General features: G+C 66.0%; 16 protein-coding genes and 1 pseudogene. 7 read left to right on the top strand and 10 right to left on the bottom strand.

Features of this window, described 5'->3' with window-relative positions:
- Together AC1MGT_RS02415 and AC1MGT_RS02420 are read right to left on the bottom strand one after the other, a co-directional pair.
- Positions 1–1,062, bottom strand: a complete 1,062-nt coding sequence (locus AC1MGT_RS02415) for an NAD(P)H-dependent flavin oxidoreductase (RefSeq protein WP_499502855.1) — start codon at positions 1,060–1,062, stop codon at positions 1–3.
- A 73-nt stretch (positions 1,063–1,135) separates the two neighbouring features.
- Positions 1,136–1,621 carry an Lrp/AsnC ligand binding domain-containing protein gene (locus AC1MGT_RS02420; protein ID WP_183553235.1) on the bottom strand — a complete coding sequence of 162 codons (486 nt, stop codon included), beginning with the start codon at positions 1,619–1,621 and terminating at the stop codon, positions 1,136–1,138.
- Between the two features lie 112 nt (positions 1,622–1,733).
- On the opposite strand from AC1MGT_RS02420, the gene AC1MGT_RS02425 reads away from it, so the two are divergent.
- From AC1MGT_RS02425 to gudD, 6 genes are all read left to right on the top strand, one after another.
- On the top strand, positions 1,734–3,026 hold the full coding sequence (locus AC1MGT_RS02425; RefSeq protein ID WP_499502856.1) for a D-amino acid dehydrogenase: 1,293 nt from the start codon (positions 1,734–1,736) through the stop codon (positions 3,024–3,026).
- Positions 3,027–3,030: 4 nt separating this feature from the next.
- A complete protein-coding gene (gene alr, locus AC1MGT_RS02430; protein ID WP_499502857.1) occupies positions 3,031–4,134 on the top strand; it encodes an alanine racemase in 1,104 nt (367 codons plus the stop codon).
- 78 nt (positions 4,135–4,212) lie between these two features.
- Complete coding sequence (locus AC1MGT_RS02435) at positions 4,213–5,097, top strand: LysR substrate-binding domain-containing protein (RefSeq protein ID WP_499502858.1); 885 nt, start codon at positions 4,213–4,215, stop codon at positions 5,095–5,097.
- A 156-nt stretch (positions 5,098–5,253) separates the two neighbouring features.
- Positions 5,254–6,327, top strand: coding sequence for a porin (locus AC1MGT_RS02440; protein WP_499502859.1), 1,074 nt, complete (start codon positions 5,254–5,256; stop codon positions 6,325–6,327).
- A 30-nt stretch (positions 6,328–6,357) separates the two neighbouring features.
- Positions 6,358–7,326: a Bug family tripartite tricarboxylate transporter substrate binding protein gene (locus AC1MGT_RS02445; RefSeq protein ID WP_499502860.1), complete on the top strand. Its 969-nt coding sequence runs from the start codon at positions 6,358–6,360 to the stop codon at positions 7,324–7,326.
- A 39-nt stretch (positions 7,327–7,365) separates the two neighbouring features.
- Positions 7,366–8,706, top strand: coding sequence for a glucarate dehydratase (gene gudD / locus AC1MGT_RS02450; protein WP_499502861.1), 1,341 nt, complete (start codon positions 7,366–7,368; stop codon positions 8,704–8,706).
- Here gudD and AC1MGT_RS02455 read toward each other — a convergent pair whose 3' ends face one another.
- Positions 8,707–9,408 (bottom strand): SOS response-associated peptidase family protein, encoded by a 702-nt coding sequence (locus AC1MGT_RS02455; protein ID WP_499502862.1) that lies wholly within the window; start codon positions 9,406–9,408, stop codon positions 8,707–8,709.
- Positions 9,409–9,506: 98 nt separating this feature from the next.
- On the opposite strand from AC1MGT_RS02455, the gene AC1MGT_RS02460 reads away from it, so the two are divergent.
- Positions 9,507–12,707, top strand: a complete 3,201-nt coding sequence (locus tag AC1MGT_RS02460) for a hybrid sensor histidine kinase/response regulator (RefSeq protein WP_499502863.1) — start codon at positions 9,507–9,509, stop codon at positions 12,705–12,707.
- A 94-nt stretch (positions 12,708–12,801) separates the two neighbouring features.
- Here the strand turns inward: AC1MGT_RS02460 and AC1MGT_RS02465 are convergent.
- The 7 genes and pseudogenes from AC1MGT_RS02465 to AC1MGT_RS02495 form a co-directional block, all read right to left on the bottom strand.
- Positions 12,802–13,482: pseudogene (locus AC1MGT_RS02465) on the bottom strand (acyltransferase); the annotation flags it as partial.
- The gene (locus AC1MGT_RS02470) at positions 13,401–14,765 is read right to left on the bottom strand and encodes a class I SAM-dependent DNA methyltransferase (protein ID WP_499502864.1); all 1,365 of its coding nucleotides are present in this window, start codon (positions 14,763–14,765) and stop codon (positions 13,401–13,403) included. The gene AC1MGT_RS02470 and the pseudogene AC1MGT_RS02465, both read right to left, overlap by 82 nt.
- Positions 14,766–14,783: 18 nt before the next feature.
- Positions 14,784–16,148, bottom strand: a complete 1,365-nt coding sequence (locus AC1MGT_RS02475) for a glycosyltransferase family 4 protein (RefSeq protein ID WP_499502865.1) — start codon at positions 16,146–16,148, stop codon at positions 14,784–14,786.
- A gap of 77 nt (positions 16,149–16,225) precedes the next feature.
- Positions 16,226–17,467: a hypothetical protein gene (locus AC1MGT_RS02480; RefSeq protein WP_499502866.1), complete on the bottom strand. Its 1,242-nt coding sequence runs from the start codon at positions 17,465–17,467 to the stop codon at positions 16,226–16,228.
- An 8-nt stretch (positions 17,468–17,475) separates the two neighbouring features.
- Positions 17,476–18,264, bottom strand: a complete 789-nt coding sequence (locus AC1MGT_RS02485; protein WP_499502867.1) for an outer membrane lipoprotein-sorting protein — start codon at positions 18,262–18,264, stop codon at positions 17,476–17,478.
- Between the two features lie 46 nt (positions 18,265–18,310).
- Complete coding sequence (locus AC1MGT_RS02490; protein ID WP_499502868.1) at positions 18,311–19,558, bottom strand: ABC transporter permease; 1,248 nt, start codon at positions 19,556–19,558, stop codon at positions 18,311–18,313.
- On the bottom strand, positions 19,552–20,289 hold the full coding sequence (locus tag AC1MGT_RS02495; protein WP_499502869.1) for an ABC transporter ATP-binding protein: 738 nt from the start codon (positions 20,287–20,289) through the stop codon (positions 19,552–19,554). The genes AC1MGT_RS02490 and AC1MGT_RS02495 overlap by 7 nt, the downstream gene beginning before the upstream one ends.
- Between the last annotated feature and the right edge of the window lie 6 nt (positions 20,290–20,295).

Genomic DNA, 20,295 nt, shown 5'->3' on the forward strand with positions numbered 1-20,295 from the left:
TCAGGCCTCCGGGGTGACGTGCATTTCTTTAACCAGCAGCGCCACGAGCTGCGCCGCCGGCATGGGCCGCGCCAGCGCATACGCCTGCCCGGCCCAGTTGACCGAATAGTCGGCGAGCCCCTTGCTGCTGGCCGCGGCATGCAGCGCCTTGGCGGCGTCATAGGCGATCGGATAATCGGGCGCGGGCGGATGCCCGGGCGCACCGATCTCGCTGAAGAACCGATTGATGATGCCGCGCGCCGGCCGGCCCGAAATCGTCGCCGTCACGGCCGTGCCAAGATCGGGCTGCGCGAGCAGCGCGCGGTGGTGCGCGGATGTATTGGCTTCGGGGCAAGCCAGGAACGCCGTTCCCATCTGCACGCCGTGCGCGCCCAGGCGCAGGCTGGCGGCAATCCCCTGCCCGTCCATGATGCCGCCCGCAGCGATTACCGGAATGCGCACGGCCTGCGCCAGCAGGCGCACCAGCGCGAACGTGCCAAGGGCCGGATCGGGCACCGACGGATCGAAGATGCCCCGATGCCCGCCGGCCTCGTAGCCTTGTGCGACGACGATGTCGATGCCGGCCGCCTCGATGGCGCGCGCTTCGGCCGGGTTGGTGGCGGTGGCCATCAGCACGCAGCCGGCGGCGTGCAGCGCGTCGATCTGCCGCGCGCCGGGCAAGCCGAAATGAAAGCTGACCACGGCCGGGCGTGTGCGCACCAGCACCTCGAGCATGTCGGGGTCGGCCAGGAAGCTGCGGTAGATTTCGCGCAGCGCCGTCGGCGGCGCCTGGCCCGTGCGCGCGAAGTGCGGCGCAAGATGATCGAGCCAGCGCGCCTCGCGCGCCGCGTCAAGCTGCGCCGGCGCGTGCGTGAACAGGTTGACGTTGAACGGGCCGCTCGTGATCGCCTGCAGCGCCGTGATCGTGCTTTCGGCCTGCGCCGCCGTGCCGGCGCCCAGCGCCAGCGAACCCAGGCCGCCGGCATCGGTCACGGCCGCTGCCAGCTGCGGTGTGCCGAAACCGGCCATCGGCGCCTGGATGATCGGATGGCGGATGCCGAGCAGCGAAGTCAGGGTGTTCACAGGCACTCCATGGGCGGTTGAGATTGGTCCACCAGTATAGAGTGTCACCCGGTGCGTCGCCTGCTGCCCTGCGCTAGCGCGGAATCGACAGCGCCAGCGTCTCCTTCAGTTCTTCCATCACCACATAGCTCTTGGACTGGCCCGCATCGGCCACGTGCAGGATCTCGCCCAGGAGTCGCCGGTACTCGGACATCTCGGGAATGCGCGCCTTGATCAGGTAATCGAAGTCGCCCGACACGAGGTGGCATTCAAGCACCTCGGGAATAGCCAGCATCGCGCGCCGGAAGCGCTCGAAGGCCTTGTCCGATTTCTGGTGCAGGTTGATCTCGACGAATACCAGGATCTGCATGCCCAGCGCCTGCGGATTGACGCGCGCGTAGTAGCCCATGATCACGCCGTCGCGCTCCATGCGCTTGACGCGCTCGATGCAGGGCGTCAGCGACAGCCCGACCTGCTCGGCCAGATCTTTCATGACAATCCGCGCATCCTGCTGCAGCACCGACAGGATATGCAGGTCGATGCGGTCGAGGATGCGGTTCGAGGCCTTTTGTACGCGCATGGGCAAACTCCGTAATTTTTGCTGAAAACTGCCGTATTAACAGAAACAATTATCAGCCTTCTGGCGGTACGATGGCAAGCTTTACCAAATCCTGATTCTTTTCGAGGAAATTATGCGTGTCATCGTATTGGGCAGCGGCGTGGTCGGCGTCACCACCGCGTATTACCTGGCCCTGGCCGGGCATGAGGTCACCGTGATCGACCGCCAGCCCGGTCCCGCCCTCGAAACCAGTTTCGCCAATGCCGGCCAGATTTCGCCCGGCTACGCGTCGCCCTGGGCCGCGCCCGGGATCCCGCTGAAAGCCGCCAAATGGCTGTTCCAGCGCCACGCGCCGCTGTCGATCAAGCCCGACGGCACGCTGTTCCAGCTGCAGTGGATGTGGGAGATGTACCGCAACTGCGACCCGGCGCGCTACGCCGTCAACAAGGAGCGCATGGTGCGCCTGGCCGAATACAGCCGCGATTGCATGCGCCAGCTGCGGCGCGACACCGGCATCGCCTACGAAGGCCGCCAGCAAGGCACCGTGCAGCTGTTTCGCACGCAGCAGCAGTTCGACAGCGCCGCCAAGGACATCAACGTGCTGCGCGACGCCGGCGTGGCATACGAAGTGCTGCAAGGCGCGCAACTGGCGGCGGCCGAACCGGCGCTGGCCAATGTCGCCCACAAGCTGGTCGGCGGCCTGCGCCTGCCGAACGATGAAACAGGCGACTGCCAGCTGTTTACCACCCGCCTGACCGCGATGGCGCGCGACCTGGGTGTGCGCTTCGAATTTGACACCAAGGTACGGCGTCTGGAACAAGCCGGCGGCGAGATCGCCGGCATTGTCACCGACAAGGGCGTATTGACGGCCGACCGCTATGTGCTGGCCACGGGCAGCCACACGCGCGCCCTGTTGCAGCGCTGGTTCCCGGTGCCGGTGTACCCGATGAAGGGGTATTCGCTGACCGTGCCGATCATCGACGCGGCGCGCGCGCCCGTCTCGACGATCCTCGACGAAACCTACAAGATCGCCGTGACGCGCTTTGATGATCGCATCCGCGTGGGCGGCATGGCCGAGCTGTCGGGCTTTAATCTGGAGCTCAATCCGCGCCGCCGCGAAACGCTCGAGCTGGTGGTCAACGACCTGTTCCCCGGCGCGGGAGATACCGCGCAGGCGAGCTTCTGGACCGGCCTGCGCCCCATGACGCCGGACAGCACGCCGATCGTCGGTCCCACGCCGCTGCGCAACCTGTTCCTCAACACGGGCCACGGCACGCTGGGCTGGACCATGGCGGCCGGTTCGGCGACCGTCATCGCCGATCTGGTTGGCGGCAAGACGCCGGCGATCCGCGCCGACGACCTGGCCGTGTTCCGCTATGCCGGCGCACGCGACGTTTCACCTGACGCCGAACTGGCGCGGAACTGAAGCGATGCCTTCCGCAACGCGCGCTGGCGCGTATCTCACCGTCGACCTGCACGCGGTGCGGGCCAATTACCGCCATCTGCGTCGCCTTGGCGGCGGCGTCGAATGCGGCGCCGTCCTCAAGGCCGATGCGTATGGCCTGGGCATGGCGCCGGTGGCGGCTGCGCTGGTGGCCGAAGGCTGCCGCACGTTCTTCACGGCGCACCTGGACGAAGGCATCCGCCTGCGGACGCTGCTGCCGGCCGGGACCACCATCTATGTGATGCACGGCGCGATGCCGGGCGCAGCGCGCGATTGCCTGGCGCACGACCTGGTGCCGGTGCTGAACGATCCGGGCCAGCTCGAAGAGTGGCGCGCACTGGCGCGGGAAACCGGCCGCGTGCTGCCGGCCGCGCTGCAGTTCGACACGGGCATGGCGCGCATGGGCCTGGCCGGCGCAGATGTCGACCGCCTGCGCCAGGACCCGGCCTGGCTGGATGGCCTGCAGCCGCAACTGGTCATGAGCCACCTGGCCTGCGCCGACGAAGCGCAGCACCCGCTCAATGCGCGCCAGTGCGAGCGTTTTGACACTGTGCGCGCGCTGTTTCCCGGCGTGCCGGGCAGCCTGGCCAATTCGTCGGGCGTGTTCCTCGGCCCGGCCTTTCATCACGACCTGCTGCGCCCGGGCGCGGCGCTGTACGGCATCCACCCGCAGCCGGGCGGCGTCAATCCGCTGGCGCAGGCGGTGTCGCTCGCTGCGCGCGTGGTGCAGCTGCGCAGCATCGACGCGGGCGACATCGTCGGCTACGGCGCGCGCTACGTGGCGCCCGGCCCGCGCCGCATCGCCACGATCGCCATCGGCTACGCCGACGGCTGGCTGCGCGCGCTGAGCGGCCGCTCGTACGCGTACGTCGACGGCGTTGCCGTGCCCTTCGTCGGCACCGTATCGATGGACAGCATCACGCTCGACGTGACTGGCGTTCCGGACGAGCGCATTGCGCCGGGCCAGAGCGTCGACCTGCTGTGCGCGCAGCAGACGGTGGACGATGTGGCGGCGCAGGCCGGCACGATCGGGTACGAGGTGCTCACGCGCCTGGGCAGCCGTTTCCACCGAGAGTACATCGGCTTGTAACCCGCGGGGCTTGATCCATCGTCCACCGGTTACACTATTCGCCCGGCGACCCGCCGTATCCTGGTGAAGAGGTAACCCTTGTTTGAAATCAGCCAGCTGCGCTGCTTCGTCGCGGTCGCCGAGGAACTGCACTTCAGCCGCGCGGCCGAGCGCCTGAACATGACGCAGCCGCCCCTGAGCCGTCAGATCCGCCTGCTCGAACACAGCGTGGGCGTGGCCCTGCTCGAGCGCACCAGCCGCTCCGTCACGCTGACCGCCGCCGGCGCGGCTTTCCTGCCCGAGGCGACACGGATCCTGCGCCTGGCGCAGGAAGCCGCGGTCAAGGCGCGCCGTACCGCCAGCGGCGAACAGGGTTCGCTGACGATCGGCTTCAGCGCCGCATCGGGTTACAGCCTGCTGCCGGCCGTCGTGCGCGGCATCCGTCAGGCCTGTCCCCAGGTCGCCCTCAATCTCAAGGAGCTGGTCAGCACCGCGCAGGTCGAAGCGCTGAACGCCGGCGAAATCGACCTTGGCCTGATGCGCCCCCACACCATCAACAGCGAACTGGAAAGCATCCTGATGGTGACCGAATCGCTGATGCTGGCCATCCAGGAAAGCGACGCCCACTTGTGGCCCGAGGCCCCGACGCTGGCGTGCTTTCACGGCAAGCCGTTCGTCATGTACTCCCCCTACGAGGCGCGGCCGTTCTATCAGATGCTGAGCGAACGGTTCGCCAGGGCCGGCGTGGTGCCCGACATCGTCGAGCACATCGGCCAGGTGCACACGATGCTGGCCCTCGTCGGCGCCGGCATGGGCGCGGCCCTGATCGCGGAAGGCGCGGCGCGGCTGAAGTTCGAAGGCATCGTCCTGCGCAAGGTGGCCACCGACCCGGTGCACCTGGTGGCCACGTACCGGCGCGACAATGACAATCCTGTCCTCGCACTGCTCAAGCAGCAGGTACTGGCGCCGTTCCACCCTGCCTGACCGCGGCATTGATTCAATTCCTGTATTGGTGGCGACAGCCTTTGGATTGATTCGGCATTGATCTCCGCTCTATGATGGACCCAGCCCCAGGCATGTGACTGCTGAAGGCTGCGTACGGATCACATAAGGTCCGACCACATAACAAAGGAGACAGTCTTGAAAACAGCAGCAGCGCTTGTCCTGTTACTCGGCGCCGGCACGGCCCATGCCCAAACATCGGTCGCGTTCTATGGCCTGGTGGACGCCGCCATCGTCGTCGAGGATGGCGGCACCGCCGGCCGCGTCACCAAGGTCACCAGCGGCGCCGCTGCCGCCTCGCGCTTCGGCCTGCGCGGCGTGGAGGAGCTGGGCGACGGCATGGCCGCCTTCTTCACGCTCGAAGGCGGCACCAAGATCGACACCGGCGAAATCGATGCTGCCGGCACCATCTTCAATCGCCAGGCTTACGTCGGCTTGCGCACCAGGTTCGGCTCGGTGGCCCTCGGGCGCCAGTACACGCCGTATCACACGGCGATGGTCTCGATCGTCGACCCGTTCAACACCGGCTATGCGGGCAGCGCCAAGAGCCTGTTTCCCCACAACGGGACCAATATCCGCACCAGCAACACGATCACTTACGCCACGCCGAAGAAGAACGGCTTCGACGGTGAACTGGCGTACAGCGTGGGCGAGCAAAGCCGCTCGGCCGCGGGGCGCCAGTTCGGCGGCGCGATTGGCTACGCGGCCGGCCCGCTGGCCGTACGCCTCGTGTACAACAACAAGAATACCGATGTCGCCGCTAACGGCGCCACGCCCGCTGTTGACCGGTCGATCGGCCGCAACATCCTGCTCGCGGCTTCCTACAACGCCGGCTGGATCAAGCTGCACTCGGGGATCAGCAGCGACAAGGGCGACAATGCCGCGCCGCTGATCAACCCCAACAATCCGTACGGCGGGACGCGGCCGACACCATCGCTTGATGGGCGCAGCTACCTGCTCGGCATCTCGGCCCCGGTCATGGGCGGCACGCTGCTGGCGTCGGTCCTGCACAAGGATGATCGCACCCGTTTCAACCAGGACGCCAATGCCTGGGGCATCGGTTACCTGTACGCGCTGTCGAAGCGCACCGGCCTTTACGCCGCCTACGGCCACGTCGACAACCGCAATGGCGCCGGCTACACGGTGGCGAACAATACCGAATCGGGCAGCGGCGACACCGCGTACAACCTGGGCGTGCGCCACAGCTTCTGAGTTCTGACACCACAATAACGAGGAGACACAATGACGATCCGTACCAAGGTTTCATCCCTGTTCATCGGACTGGCAATCGCGGGCAGCGTGCAGGCAGCAGGTTTTCCCGACAAGGCGATCAATGTCGTCGTGCCGTTCCCGGCGGGCGGCTCCACCGACGCCATCGCGCGCGCCATCGGTCCGAAGGTCAGCGCCAAACTGGGCCAGCCGTGGGTGGTCGACAACCGTCCGGGCGCCACCGGCGCGCTGGGCGGCGGCTACGTCAAGCGCGCAGCGCCCGATGGCTACACGCTGATGGTCGCCTCCATCGGCGTGTATTCGGTCAACCCGCTGCTGCAAAAGACGCTGCCCTACGATCCGTCGAAAGACTTCGACTTGCTGACCGTGGCCGTGCAGGCGCCGAACGTGCTGGTGACGAATGCCACGGTGCCGGCCAACACGGTCGCGGACTTCGTCGCTTACCTGAAGAAAAATCCGGACAAGATCACGTTCGCCACGTCCGGCGCCGGCAGCTCGGACCACCTGACGACGGCGCTGTTCTGGCAAAAGACCGGCACCTCGGGCCTGCACGTTCCGTACAAGGGCGGCGCACCGGCGATCACCGACCTGCTGGGCGGCCACGCCAACGCGTCCTTCCAGAACATCAACGTCGTGCTCAGCCACATCAAGGCGGGCAAGCTCAAGGCGCTGGCCGTCACGGGCAGCAAGCGCTCGGCGGTGCTGCCGAACGTGCCGACGCTGGGCGAAGCCGGCGTCAAGGAAGTCGACGTCTATTCGTGGCAAGGCATCGCGGCACCAAAAGGCTTGCCGAAGGATGTCAAGGCCACGCTGCACACGACGATCACGGGCGCACTGCACGATCCGCAGATTGCGGCCAAACTGACCGAACAGGGTTTCGAGGTCGTGGCCTCGACGCCCGAGCAATTCGCCAGGTTCCAGGCGCAGGAGCTGGCGCGCTGGCGCGAAGTGATCATCAACGGCAAGATCACGCTGGACTGACGCCAGATTCGTTCAACATTTATTTTCAAGCAGCCCATCATGTCCCCTACTTCGGCAAATGCCCCCGTCATCACCAGCCTGCGCGTCGTCCCCGTCGCGGGCCAGGACAGCATGCTCCTGAACCTGAGCGGCGCGCACGGCCCCTGGTTCACCCGCAATATCGTGATCCTGACCGACAGCGCCGGCAATACCGGCCTGGGCGAAGTGCCCGGCGGCGAAAAGATCCGCCAGACCATCGAGGATGCCGGCCCGTTCGTCATCGGCGCCACGCTGGGCGACTACAACAAGGTGCTGAACGCGATGCGCAGCGCGTTTGCCGACCGCGACCTGGGCGGCCGCGGCCTGCAGACGTTCGACCTGCGCACGACCATTCACGCCGTCACGGCCGTCGAATCGGCGATGCTCGACCTGCTCGGCCAGTTCATGGGCGTGCCGGTGGCGGCGCTGCTGGGTGAAGGCCAGCAGCGCACGGCGGTCGAGATGCTCGGCTACCTGTTCTACGTGGGCGACAGCGGCAAGACACCGCTGGGCTACCGCAGCGAGGCCGATGCGCTTGACCCCTGGCTGCGCCTGCGCAACGAGCAGGCGCTCACGCCGGAAGCCATCGTGCGCCTGGCCGAAGCGGCGCGCGAGCGCTACGGCTTCAATGACTTCAAGCTCAAGGGCGGCGTGCTGGGCGCCGATGAAGAGATGGAAGCCATCGTCGCGCTGCATGAGCGCTTCCCGCAGGCGCGCGTGACGCTCGACCCGAATGGCGGCTGGCTGCTGGCCGACGCCATCCGCGTCTGCCGCGACAAGCACGACATCCTGGCCTATGCGGAGGACCCGTGCGGCGCCGAGAACGGGTACTCGGGCCGCGAAGTGATGGCCGAGTTTCGCCGCGCCACGGGCCTGCGCACGGCCACCAACATGATCGCGACCGACTGGCGCCAGATGGCCCATGCGATCCAGCTGCAGTCGGTCGACATCCCTCTGGCCGACCCGCACTTCTGGACCATGCAGGGCTCGGTGCGGGTGGCCCAGTTGTGCGAGATGTTCGGCCTGACCTGGGGCTCGCACTCGAACAACCATTTCGATATTTCGCTGGCCATGTTCACGCACGTGGGCGCCGCCGCGCCGGGGCGCGTCACGGCCATCGACACCCACTGGATCTGGCAGGATGGCCAGCACCTGACCAAAGAACCGCTGCGCATCGAAGGCGGGATGGTCCAGGTGCCGGCGCGTCCAGGACTCGGCATCGAACTGGATGCCGACAAGCTCGAGACAGCGCACCAGGCCTACAAGAATCTGGGCCTGGGCGCACGCGACGATGCGGTGGCGATGCAATACCTGATCCGCGACTGGAAGTTCGACAACAAGCGCCCTTGCCTGCTGCGCTGATCAGAACAACTCGCCATTGACAGGCACCGGCGCTGCGGTCGGCGCTGCTGCGCGCCTGGGCGCCAGCGGTGCCGGCCACGCCGTCATCGCCTCGGCCGGGAAATGGCGCAGGAAGCTGTGCGCCACATCGAGGTCGCGGCTGCCCAGCCAGTCGCGCACCTCGTCGTCGCCCAGCAGCACCAGCGAGCGCTTTTCGTCGCCCGGCCGGTGCATGCGGCGCATCAAGGGATGCGTGTCGGCGTTGATCGTGATCTGCGTGAAGGCACTGGTCATGCTGCCGTCGGCTTCCTGCCATTCGCGCCATAGCCCCGCCACCCAGAAGAGCGACTTGTCGCGCATGCCGATCGCCGTGCGTTCGGCGCGGCCGCTCTCGTAGCAGGGTTCGTAAAACCACAGCATCGGCACTGCGCACAGTTGCAGGCGGCGCCAGGCCGACGCAAACGACCGGCGGGCGACGAGTGATTCGGCGCGCGCATTCATCGTGTCGAACGGTTTCACGTCGGGCGGGATATGGCGGCGCGGGACCATGCCATAGCTCGCCACGCGCGCCTGCGGCGCCAGCCCGGGCGCGGCGCACAGGATCGGCGCATCGTAATCCTTCCATGTTTCTTCGGGCCACTGCCAGTCGTGCGGCAACTGGCTGAACGCACCAATGCGGCCGTTGAACATCTCGGGCGTCGGGGGATGGTAATTCACGCACATGACGCAGCTCCTGAAATATTTCTTAAAAGTAATGACGCGGCACTGCTCGGCAGTAGAAGTGTAAAATACCAGCGTCCTTTTTTAGCATTCTACCCACGATGCCAGCCAGCCTGCCCTTCCTGCCCGAAATCGACGAAACCTCGCGTTTGGTCCTGGCCTACCCCTGGCAAAGCACCGATCTCGGCCCGATCGACGCCTGGCCAACAGTGCTCAAGACGACCGTTGCGCTGATCATGGCCACGCCGACGCCCATCGTCACGCTGTGGGGCGCGGACGGCTACATGATCTACAACGACGCCTACCGGGTGTTCGCGGGCGGGCGCCACCCAATGCTGCTGGGCTCGAAAGTACGCGAAGGCTGGCCCGAAGTGGCCGAATTCAATGACAACGTGATGCGCGTCGGCCTGGCAGGCGGCACGCTCAGCTACCAGGACCAGGAACTCACGCTACACCGCAGCGGCGCGCCCGAGCAGGTCTGGATGAACCTCGACTATTCGCCGATCCGCGACCAGGATGGCGTGATTGCCGGCGTCATGGCGGTGGTGGTCGAGACCTCCAGCAAGGTCAAGGCCGAACGCCACATCCAGGCTGAGCGCGCGCGCCTGCACACGATGTTCGAGCAGGCGCCGGGCTTCATCTGCCTGCTCGACGGCCCGGAACACCACTACGCGCTGGCCAACGACGCTTACCGCGCGCTGACCGGCAGGCGCCCCCTGCTCGGCATGCCGGTGGCGCAAGCCCTGCCCGAACTGGCCGCGCACGGCCTCGTGGAACAGCTCGACCGCAGTTTTGCCGATGGCACGGCGTTTCGCGCCGAAGGTGTCGAACTGGTGCTGAACAATCCCGGCCAGGACGGGCCGAGCAGCACCTTCATCGACGTCGTGCTGCAGCCGCTGCGCGACGCCGATGGCGCCGTGTTCGCCACCTTCGTGCTCGGCAACGACGTCACCGAGCGCGTCCACGCCGAGCGTGCGCTGCGCGCGAGCGAGGCGCGCTTTCGTACCTTCGCCCAGGCGATGCCGAACCATGTGTGGGCCGCGCATGACGACGCCAGCGTTGAATGGATCAACGACCGCGTACGCGAATACGCCGGCTGCAGCGCGTCGCCCGACGCGGCGCTGGGCCTGGGCTGGAAGGCGATCGTGCATCCGGACGACATGGAACGCTACCGCGCCGTGTGGCAGGCCAGCGTGGCGACGGGCGCGCCGATCGACGCCGAAATCCGCCTGCGGCGCCACGACGGCCAGTACCGCTGGCATCTGGTGCGTGCCCACCGCTCGCCTGGCGAGGCTGGCGAAGCGTCGCTCTGGATCGGCAGCAGCATCGACATTGAAGACCAGAAGCGCGCGTCCGACGCGCTGGCCCTGTCCAATGCGAGTCTGGAAGAACGGGTCGAACGCCGCACCGCCGAACGTGACCGCATGTGGCGCCTGTCGAAGGACATCATGCTAGTGGCCGACCTGCATGCCACGCTGTTCGCCGTCAATCCGGCCTTCACGGCCATCCTCGGCTGGACCGAGGCCGAGGTGCTGGGCACGCCGATGCTGGCGCTCGTGCACCCCGACGACCGCGCCGTGACGGCGCAGCAGATGGAGGCGCTGCGCGCCGGGGGCCAGGTGTACCGCTTCGAGAACCGCTGGCAGCGCAAGAACGGTTCATGGTGCAACCTGTCGTGGACCGCGTCGCCCGACCTGCAGTACGTGCACGCCGTGGGCCGCGACATCAGCGCCGACCTGGCGCAAATGGACGTCATGCGCCGCACCGAGGCGGCGCTGCAGCAGTCGCAGAAGATGGAAACGATCGGCAAGCTCACCGGCGGCGTGGCGCACGACTTCAACAACCTGCTGCAGGTCATCGGCGGCAACCTGCAACTCATCGCACGCCGCGCCGACGGCCTGCCCGAGATCCAGAAGCGTGTCCAGAACGCGATGAGCGGCGTCGAACGGGGCGCCAAGCTGGCCAGCTCCCTGCTGTCGTTCGCGCGGCGCCAGCCGCTCGAACCCAAGGCAGTCAAGATCGGCCGCCTGCTGGGCAATATGGACGACATGATGCGGCGCGCGCTGGGCGAAGAGATCGACATCGAGATGGTGATCTCGGGCGGCCTGTGGACCACCGAGGTCGACCCGGCGCAACTCGAGAACGCGATCCTGAACCTGGCGATCAACGCGCGCGATGCGATGGAGGGCGCCGGGCGCCTGACGCTCGAAGTGGCCAACGCGGCGCTGGACGCCACCTATTGCCTGGCACACCCGGAGGTCACGCCCGGCCAGTACGTGATGCTGGCCGTGAGCGACACCGGCAGCGGCATGCCGCAGGACGTCATCGACCAGGCCTTCGAGCCGTTCTTCTCGACCAAGCCCGAAGGCAAAGGCACGGGCCTGGGCCTGTCGATGGTGTATGGCCTGGTCAAGCAATCGGGCGGCCACGTCAAGATCTACAGCGAGGTCGATGAAGGCACCACGATCAAGATCTACTTGCCCCGCTCCCTGCAGGTCGAGGATCATGCGGGCGAGCCGCTGCTGCAACCGGTCACCGGCGGACACGAGACGGTACTGGTGGTCGAGGACGACGAGCAGGTGCGCCTGACGGTGGTCGACATGCTGACCGACCTGGGTTATCGCGTGCTGCGCGCCAACGACGCCAGTGCGGCGCTGACGGTGGTCGACAGTGGCATCCACATCGACCTGCTGTTTACCGACGTCGTGATGCCCGGGCCGCTGCGCAGCCCCGAACTGGCCAGAAAGACGCGCGAGCGCTTGCCGAACGTGGCGGTGCTGTTCACGTCGGGCTATACCGAGAACGCGATCGTGCACGGCGGCCGGCTCGATGCCGGCGTCGAACTGCTCGGCAAGCCGTACACACGCGACAACCTGGCGCGCAAGGTGCGGCATGTGCTGTCGAACCAGCAGCAGAAGAATGCGCTGCTGGCGGCGAGTCTGCCGGCCACTGTGCCGACGCCGGTGGCGGCAAAGGCACGCGTACTGCTGGTGGAAGACGACGACGCCATCCGCGAGAACACGGCCGAACTGATGCGCTTTCTGGGGTACGAGGTATTGGAAGCGGCCGACGCCGAAGCCGCGCTGGACTTGCTGCACCAGGCGCCCGACATCGTACTGACCGACCTGCACCTGCCGAAGATGCAAGGCGATGAACTGGCCCTGAAGGTCAAGGCGCGCCTGCCGCAGGCGCGCATCGCGTTTGCCAGCGGGGCCAGTCAGGCATCCAGCGTCGCGGATGCGATTCTGGCCAAGCCGTATGATGCGCAGCAGCTCGAAGCGTTGCTGGTGCGGCTGGCGTAGGGACGCCGCCGTTACGCACCCGGCCCAGCAACCGCGCGGGGATGCCGCCCCATACCTCACCGGGGCCAATCCGCTCGCCCTTCAGGACGACCGCATTGGCCCCGATGATTGCACCATCGCCGACTGTGACGCCGGCCAGCAGCAGTGCGCGTGCGCCAATCGTGACATCGTTTCCGATTGCAATCGGATAGTGCGCCAGCGTCGTCCCTTCGATCACATGCGGTATCAGCAGTGTAGCCTCCCCCAACAGGCTGTTGGCCCCGACCGTCACGAACATGGGGTCGAACATGATGCCCGCGCAATGTGTATTGGCTCCCATGCGCGCGCCAAGCGCCAGATAGACCTGGCGCATCAGCGGAATCGGGATCAGACGGCAATGGAGCAGCGAATTGAACAAAAACAGATAGGACAGGATGTACACCTGGTACCGGAACTCCTGGCACGATCCGGCTTCGATGACCCCCGCATGCAGCGGCGCGAGGGCCAGCAGGGCTCGCAGCGCCGCGATCGCATACAGGTAGGTAATGAACATCGCTGCGCCGGCGATGACGATGCCCCTGAATTCGCCGAGTCCCGGCAGCAGTCCCGCGCCATGCCAGGCGCTGGCCAGCGCAGCCGCCAGCACCACACCTGCCAGCAATGCGAACCATCCTATCGCCGTCCACCGCATCCTGCGCATCGCGTTCCGCCATTTCAAGAAGAAAATCGTACGCAGTCCTGCGCCACCGCCATGTCGTGAGGCGATGTCCCTCTGATGCAAGACGTTGGATGGCATTGCCCGGCGTGCCGTCCAGACGCCAGAAAATTGCCCGCACCTCCCAGATGCCGTTTGTGCACCAGGGTCCCTGCCGTTCGTTCTGCATCGGACGCGCCGCCAGCGCCGCCGCCCTGCCAATCGTGCATGACGTTCAGGACATGCTGCGGCGCGCCGTGGAAACGGACGTATTCGGGGCCGCCGCAATCGGTGCGCGTAAACAAGAGGATGGCTGTTGGTGCGGCGGGACAAGCAGGTGAAAAACCACAGGTAACGCCGATGACCCCATCCACCTGCTGCTCCTCCATCAGGCTGCGGCGCAGCGCCAGATGGGACGCCGACGTGCCTGTCAGGATATGGCGGGGCACGACGACGGCGGCGCGTCCGCCGCGTTTCAGCAGGCTCAGACACCGGGCAACCATGCGTATTTCGGCCTGTACGATGCTGGACGGACTGGCGGTGACAGGCAGGTGAGACGTCGACGGATGGGCCAGCAGGACCGTATAGCGCCCTTCTGCGCGTTCCGTGTCAGGCGCGACATTGCTGGTATAGCGGATCTCCGGATTGATCACGCCGTGCAGCGCCATGCTCATGCAACCGATGCGCAGCAGGGCGCGGTCGGCGTCATGGGCGTGGAACATCCGATGGTGAAAATGGTTCCGGTCGTCAAGGTCGTCCAGCAGGCCGGGATGGCGTTGCAACAGGTACTCGCTGGCTGCAACCAGGAAATCACAGGCGCCGCCCCCCGGACTGCAGACGATATCCGCCGGACCCGGCGCAACGAAATCGACCATCAGCCGCACGATATGGCGCGGCGTGTGGTAGCGGCGGCGATGGCCAAGCCGGGCCAGCCCGGCAGCCAGACAGTCGTAGGCCGGGCAGGTGCGTTCTTCGTCGATCGGACGCGGCAGTGCCTCGATCAAGCGCACCACCCGCGCCAGCGCGGCAGCCGTGGGAATCTCGAGGCGCGCACCCTTCATGATCTGGGCATAAGCGGAACCGGGGCCGCCCAGGCAGCGCAGACGGGGAAACACGTGATCGGCGAACAGGGCGAGCATCTCCGGCCCGGCGAGATCCTTGAAGCTGGACCAGCGCATCTGCTGGTCGTGCGCAGGGGACGGACTCCAGCACGGGCCGCCGCGCGCGTCATGCAGCGCTGCGGAGCGCGCCTGGACGTCGTCGAGGCGGCGCAGGAACATCAGGTACAGCATCTGTTCCATGATGACGGCCGTATCGTGGATGCCGGCATGCCAGAACTCTTCCCATATCGCGCGGATCGGGGTGCGGATGTCGATTGTCGGCACGGGATACCTCCGCACCGGCTAGACGGTCGCCGCCGTCGCCGCGCTGTGCGCGCCGGCCCGGCCAGGCTGGGGATAGGTGATGCCGACATGCCCCAGCACATCGGCGGCCATGTTGTCCACGCTGAATCGCGCTGCCACATTGCGCGTCTGGCGCGCCAGTTGCCGGTGCAATTGCCGGTCCAGCAGCAGCCGTTCCAGCTGGTCGGCCAGGTCGCCGCTGTCCCAGGCCTTGAACGTGAGTCCGCCGATCCTGTCGCCAGCGCGCACGACTTCGGCAACGCCGCCATAGTCCGGCACCAGCACCGGTGCGCCCTGGGCCATCGCTTCGGCCACCACCATGCCGAACGGTTCGCGATTGACCGATGGATACACAACGCAGTGGCTGTGTGCGAACAGCGCGTCGCGCACCTCTCTCGAAACCGAACCGGCCTGGAACACCGGCAGGCCGAGGTGTCCGGCCAGATCGGTCAGCACCTTGCGGTAGCCGATGCCCTTGGCCGTCGAACCACAGACGACGAGCTGCGCCCGTACGTTGCGGCGCGCCAGCATGCGCATTGCGTACAGCAGCAGGTCGACGCCTTTCTCGACATCCTGGCGGCCGACATACACAACGATCGGAAAATGCGGCGACAACCCGGGAAAGACCGCCTGCAACGCGGCGAACGAATGCTGAATACCGGCCACAGCTTGCTCGACGCCGTTGTACACGACCGCGATATCAGCGCGCGCCACCTCGATCTCGTCAACGATGCGATTGGCGTAATCGGCACTGACGACGATGGCGGGCCACGGCGATGCACGCAGGCTCTCGGCGACCAGGATACGAAACCGCTCGAACACGCCGAGCCGCCTGGCATGGGCGGCAAACTCCTCGTCGCCCTGGAACGTCAGCAAGTAATCGAAGTCGTGCCCGCCCATTTGTTTGGCCTGCAGCGCCAGTGGGCCAATCGATGCGAAGCTCATCATCAGATGGGTGATCTGGTCGCCCGCGAGCAGGTCGCGCAGGCGCCGCGCCAGCGCAGGATCACCCTCGGAACTGCCGTACAGCGAATTGACCAGATTGCCCAGCAGGCGGTCGACATAGCCGCTGCGCCCCTGTACCGAGCGCACCCGGACCCGCTTGGGCAGCAGGAACAGCAAGCGGCCGAGCACCCGGTCCAGCAGCGCTGACGGGCGCGCGAAATGATAACGGGTACCGTGACACAGGATTCGTTGTTCGATGCCGGGGTCAGCCAGGTCGGCATTGATTTCCATCATCCAGTACACCACGACCTTGAAGCCGCGCCGGTGCAGCGCGTTGGCAAGCATCAGGTCGCGCACGGTGGAACCCAGGAAATCGCCGCTTCCCATCGTCACGAAAGCAAAACTCGGTGCAGCTGTCATCGTATTCTCCAAAGGTCGTGCCGCATGCCGTACACGGCCCGCCGGGGGGCGGGCGCGAGCGGGATCGGGATACGGCGCTAGAACGTGTAGGAAGCCCCGGCGAACAGGGACCGGTTCAGCAGGCTGCCGAACTCGCTCTCCCGCGTACCGTGGTACCAGGTCGGAATCACATACAACTGCCAGTGCTGCCCCAGCTCATACTCGAGGTTGACCGTCAGCTGGGACGAGCGGTCATCCAGGTTCCTGGTCGCGCGCGCGTAGACGTTCAGCTTGCCCGCGATCTCCGTCTTGACGAGCTGGAGCATCGCGTAGCGGCGGCGTACCAGCGGCCGGACGGGGTCAAGCAAGGTCCCGCGAAGCAGTACACACACCTGGATCGGGGCGTCAGCGCAACCGTCGTTGTTCCAGAAAAATTCAGCCGACAGCGTCGGACCGGATTCCAGTGTGTAGGATCCGCCCAGCAGCAGCTGGCGATCGCGCCGGCGCGTTCCGAGACGATCGTCAGCGCCGTTTCCGGCTGCACTGACCTCGGCGCGCACGCTCAACGCGTCCGACACGTTCCAGCCGGCAAAACCGCCAAGACGGACGCGCTCGCCGTCCGCCTTCGACGCGATCACGGAAAAGAACGCGCCGTCGCTGGTGTAATCCATCTTGATCGCGCTGGCCTTGCGATAGCGTTGGCCGGCATCCAGCCTGCCCTTGCCGGTATTGACGATGACCGACGCCGTCAGCGCCGGGCTGACTACCCACACGGCGCGCGCGTAATCCAGCCCGGGCAGCTCCAGGTTCGGATTGACCCTGCCGTTGTTTGCATTGAATGGATTGGATGGCGAGAGCAGCGCCGATGGTCCCCACTGCAGGTTTTCCCTGCCGTAGCTCAGCACCAGCCGCTCGCCGGCGAGAAAGCGCACCGTGCCTTCATTGATGTAGGAACTGTCCCGACTCTCGTCGGCGAGAAAGCGCACGATGCCCTGGTAGACGAAGGGAAAGTCGCGACGCAGCGCTCGCGCGACGGGGCCGGTGTACACCACGCTCGCGCGCGAAGTCTGGAAGCGCGGTTTGAGGTCGAATTCGAACTTTTTCCACTTGAGGTTGAAATCGGGACGGAACTGCAGTTCTGCCTCGTTGTGCGCGATGCCGAGGACGTTGCCGGGATTGAGCAGCGACTGCTCCACGTCCTGATACAGATCGTAGCCCAGCAGATTGATGCGCGAATAAAAGCCATTCGCCAGTTCATCGGCAAGGGTCTCGGCAGCGACCGCCGCGCCGGCACCGCAGAGTCCGAAGCCGAGCATGGGAATCAAGGCAAGGTTGCGCATTGTCGGCCTTATCGCATGAACAGATTGAGGTCGAAGACATAGTCCGGGATCGGCTCGATCCGCGGACTGCGTAATTGCAGGTACGTCACGGTGCCGTTCAGCAGTTCACCGCGCAGAGCGATGCGCGACAGGAAGGGCCGGCGCTGACCGTGGAATTCGACACTGTTCCCGTATTCCATCGAGGCCGACTTGAATTTCTTTCCGGACACCGTGAGGTAATCGGCCTTGAGCCCGAGCTGGCGCTGCTTCGACACCCAGTAGACGATCCGGTCATAGGTGACCTTCCCGATCCGGGCCTTCAGGTCGAACACATAGCACTCTTCGCCATCGACGACTTCGTCGGGGAGTCGGGTCGCGCTGTAATGCTCGGCATAATTGGTCGATGCAATGTCGCCGTACGAGGCGTCACCCATCAGCTTCTGGCGCTGCGAGATCGGCACCGGCCGGCTCAGGCCCGGTTTGTAGAACCACATGCTCGTATTGAGCATCAGTATCTTGTTGCCCCGGTACTTGGGTGGCGCCAGGCTGGTACCTGCGATGTTGAACGCCCGCACCTTGATGTCGTACTCCAGCGTATCGAGCACGCGCTCGTTCTCGGTCGATTCGACCGCTACCTGCCAGACCAGTCCACTGATGCTGCCGCGCGCTTCATCAGCTGCCTTCAGGATCGCCTCGGAAGACGGCTCGGCACCGGCGCCCGGGGACAGCAGCAGGCCCAGCAACAGGGACAGCAGCAGCGCGCCCGGCATGGCGGCCCGGCCGCGGCGCGCCGGACGGGGAAAGTGATTCAAGTTCATGGCGGTCCTTTCATGGCGCCCGGAGCAGCATCCGGGCACGGGTCGCTCAGGCATAGCCCAAGGCATGGGTAATCGGCATGCGCGCTGCCTTGCGTGCCGGCACGATGGCGGAAAAGATCGAGAGCAACATCAGCAGGACCGTACTGAACAGCCAGTACGCGGGCACCAGGTGGATCTGCAGCGGGACCCGGCGTGCCATCTGCGGCGGAATCCAGGTCGGCTGCAGCCAGCCGACGATGGCCACGATCAGCAGGGTCAGCCCGATGCCTGCCAGCGCCCCGAAACCGCCCAGCACCACGCTCTCCAGCCCGAACAGCCCGACAATGCCGCGCCGCTTCATGCCCAGCGCGCGCAGCGTGCCGATTTCGCGGGTACGCTCGAGGACCGCCATCGTGAACGTGTTGACGACGCTCATTACCACGATCGTGAACACGATCAGGAAGCTGACCACGAAGATCACGTCGAACATCTTCTTGGCCTTGGTATAGAACGGCGACAGTTCGGTCCAGGTGCGCATGTCGAGCTCCAGACCGGCCTCGCGGAACTCGGCCGCGAGGCGCTGGCGCAGGGTCTCGGGCAGCGCGCTGCGCGTCAACAGCAGCGTGATGCGGTCGACACCGGCCGTGTCGTACAGCTCCTGGGCGAACGCCAGCGGCACCACCGCCAGCTTGTCCTCCAGCGCTTCGATCGGGGCATCGACCAACTGGACCAGACTGGCGTCCAGCGCATTGATCTGGCCGCCGACGGTGGGCGCCATCGCCACTGCGGTGGTGCTGAGTTTCAGGCCGAGCACTTTTGCCAGGCCATGGCTGACGCCGATGCCCTGGCGGTTTTCGTCGGCCAGGGCCCGGCCGTCGTACATCCTGACGCCCTGGCCGTCGTTTGCCAGACCGGCAATCTTCGCGATATCGGACGGTACCCTGCCCGACGCCACGAAGATCGTCGATACCTGGCCGTTGCTCAACAACCCGGAGATCTGCAGTTGCGGCGTACTGACCAGCACTTCCGGGTGTTGCGCGAGCACCTGATGAATCGTGGCCTGCTGTTCGCGGGTCAGCAGGTAGCGGGTCGGGTCGAGTTTGCCCTGGTCGAGGAAGCCGGCACGAAACAGCGTCATGTGCCCGTTGGCCTCGGCATAGATGTAGCTTTCCTTGAGACTGTTGAAGATATAGGTTGTGAAGCCGCCCAGCACATTCACCGCCACAAAGCCGAGGGCGATCGCCAGGACCGTGAACAGGGAGCGCCGTCCATTGCGGAACAGGTTCCTGACAGCCAGTTTCATCCAGGTCAGCATATGTGCTCCCGCAGTGGCACGATGCCTGGCACAACTTGCAGGTCATCGACGATGAGACCGTCATGCAGCATCAGGCGCCGGTCCACGCGCTCGAGCAGGCGCTGGTCGTGGGTGGAAAATACGAACGCAGTCCCCTCGCGCCGGCTGATCGCGCGCATCAGCGCAATGACCTTCAACGCGTTCTCCGAATCGAGGTTGGCGGTCGGCTCATCCGCCACCACCAGCGCCGGCGCGCCCACCAGCGCGCGGGCGATCGCCACGCGCTGCTGCTGGCCGCCGGACAGCTTGGCCGGGCGATGCGCGAGGTGGCTGCCCAGGCCCATCTCGTCCAGGCGCCGGGTCGCAGCCTCGCGCGCAGCGCGTGCGCCGACATGGGCCAGTTGCAGCGGCAACATGACGTTCTCAAGCGCCGACAGAACCGGGATCAGGTTAAACCCCTGGAACACGAAGCCGATGGCGCGGTTGCGCAGCATGCTGCGCTGGTCGTCGCTCAGGCACGAGACATCCCGGCCCTCAAAATGCACACTGCCCGAGGACGGGGTATCGAGCAGGCCAATGAGATTGCAGAACGTCGATTTCCCCGATCCGGACGGCCCCCAGATCGCCGCGAATTCCCCCGCCCGGATCGTCGTGTCGATGCTTTGCAGGGCATCGATCCGGCTCTCCCCCATCAGATAATGTTTGTTTACGCTGCGCATCTCGAGCAGCGGTGCGGCAAGTGACGTCGTCATTGCGCC

This window comes from Telluria sp. BA11, from assembly GCF_056680305.1.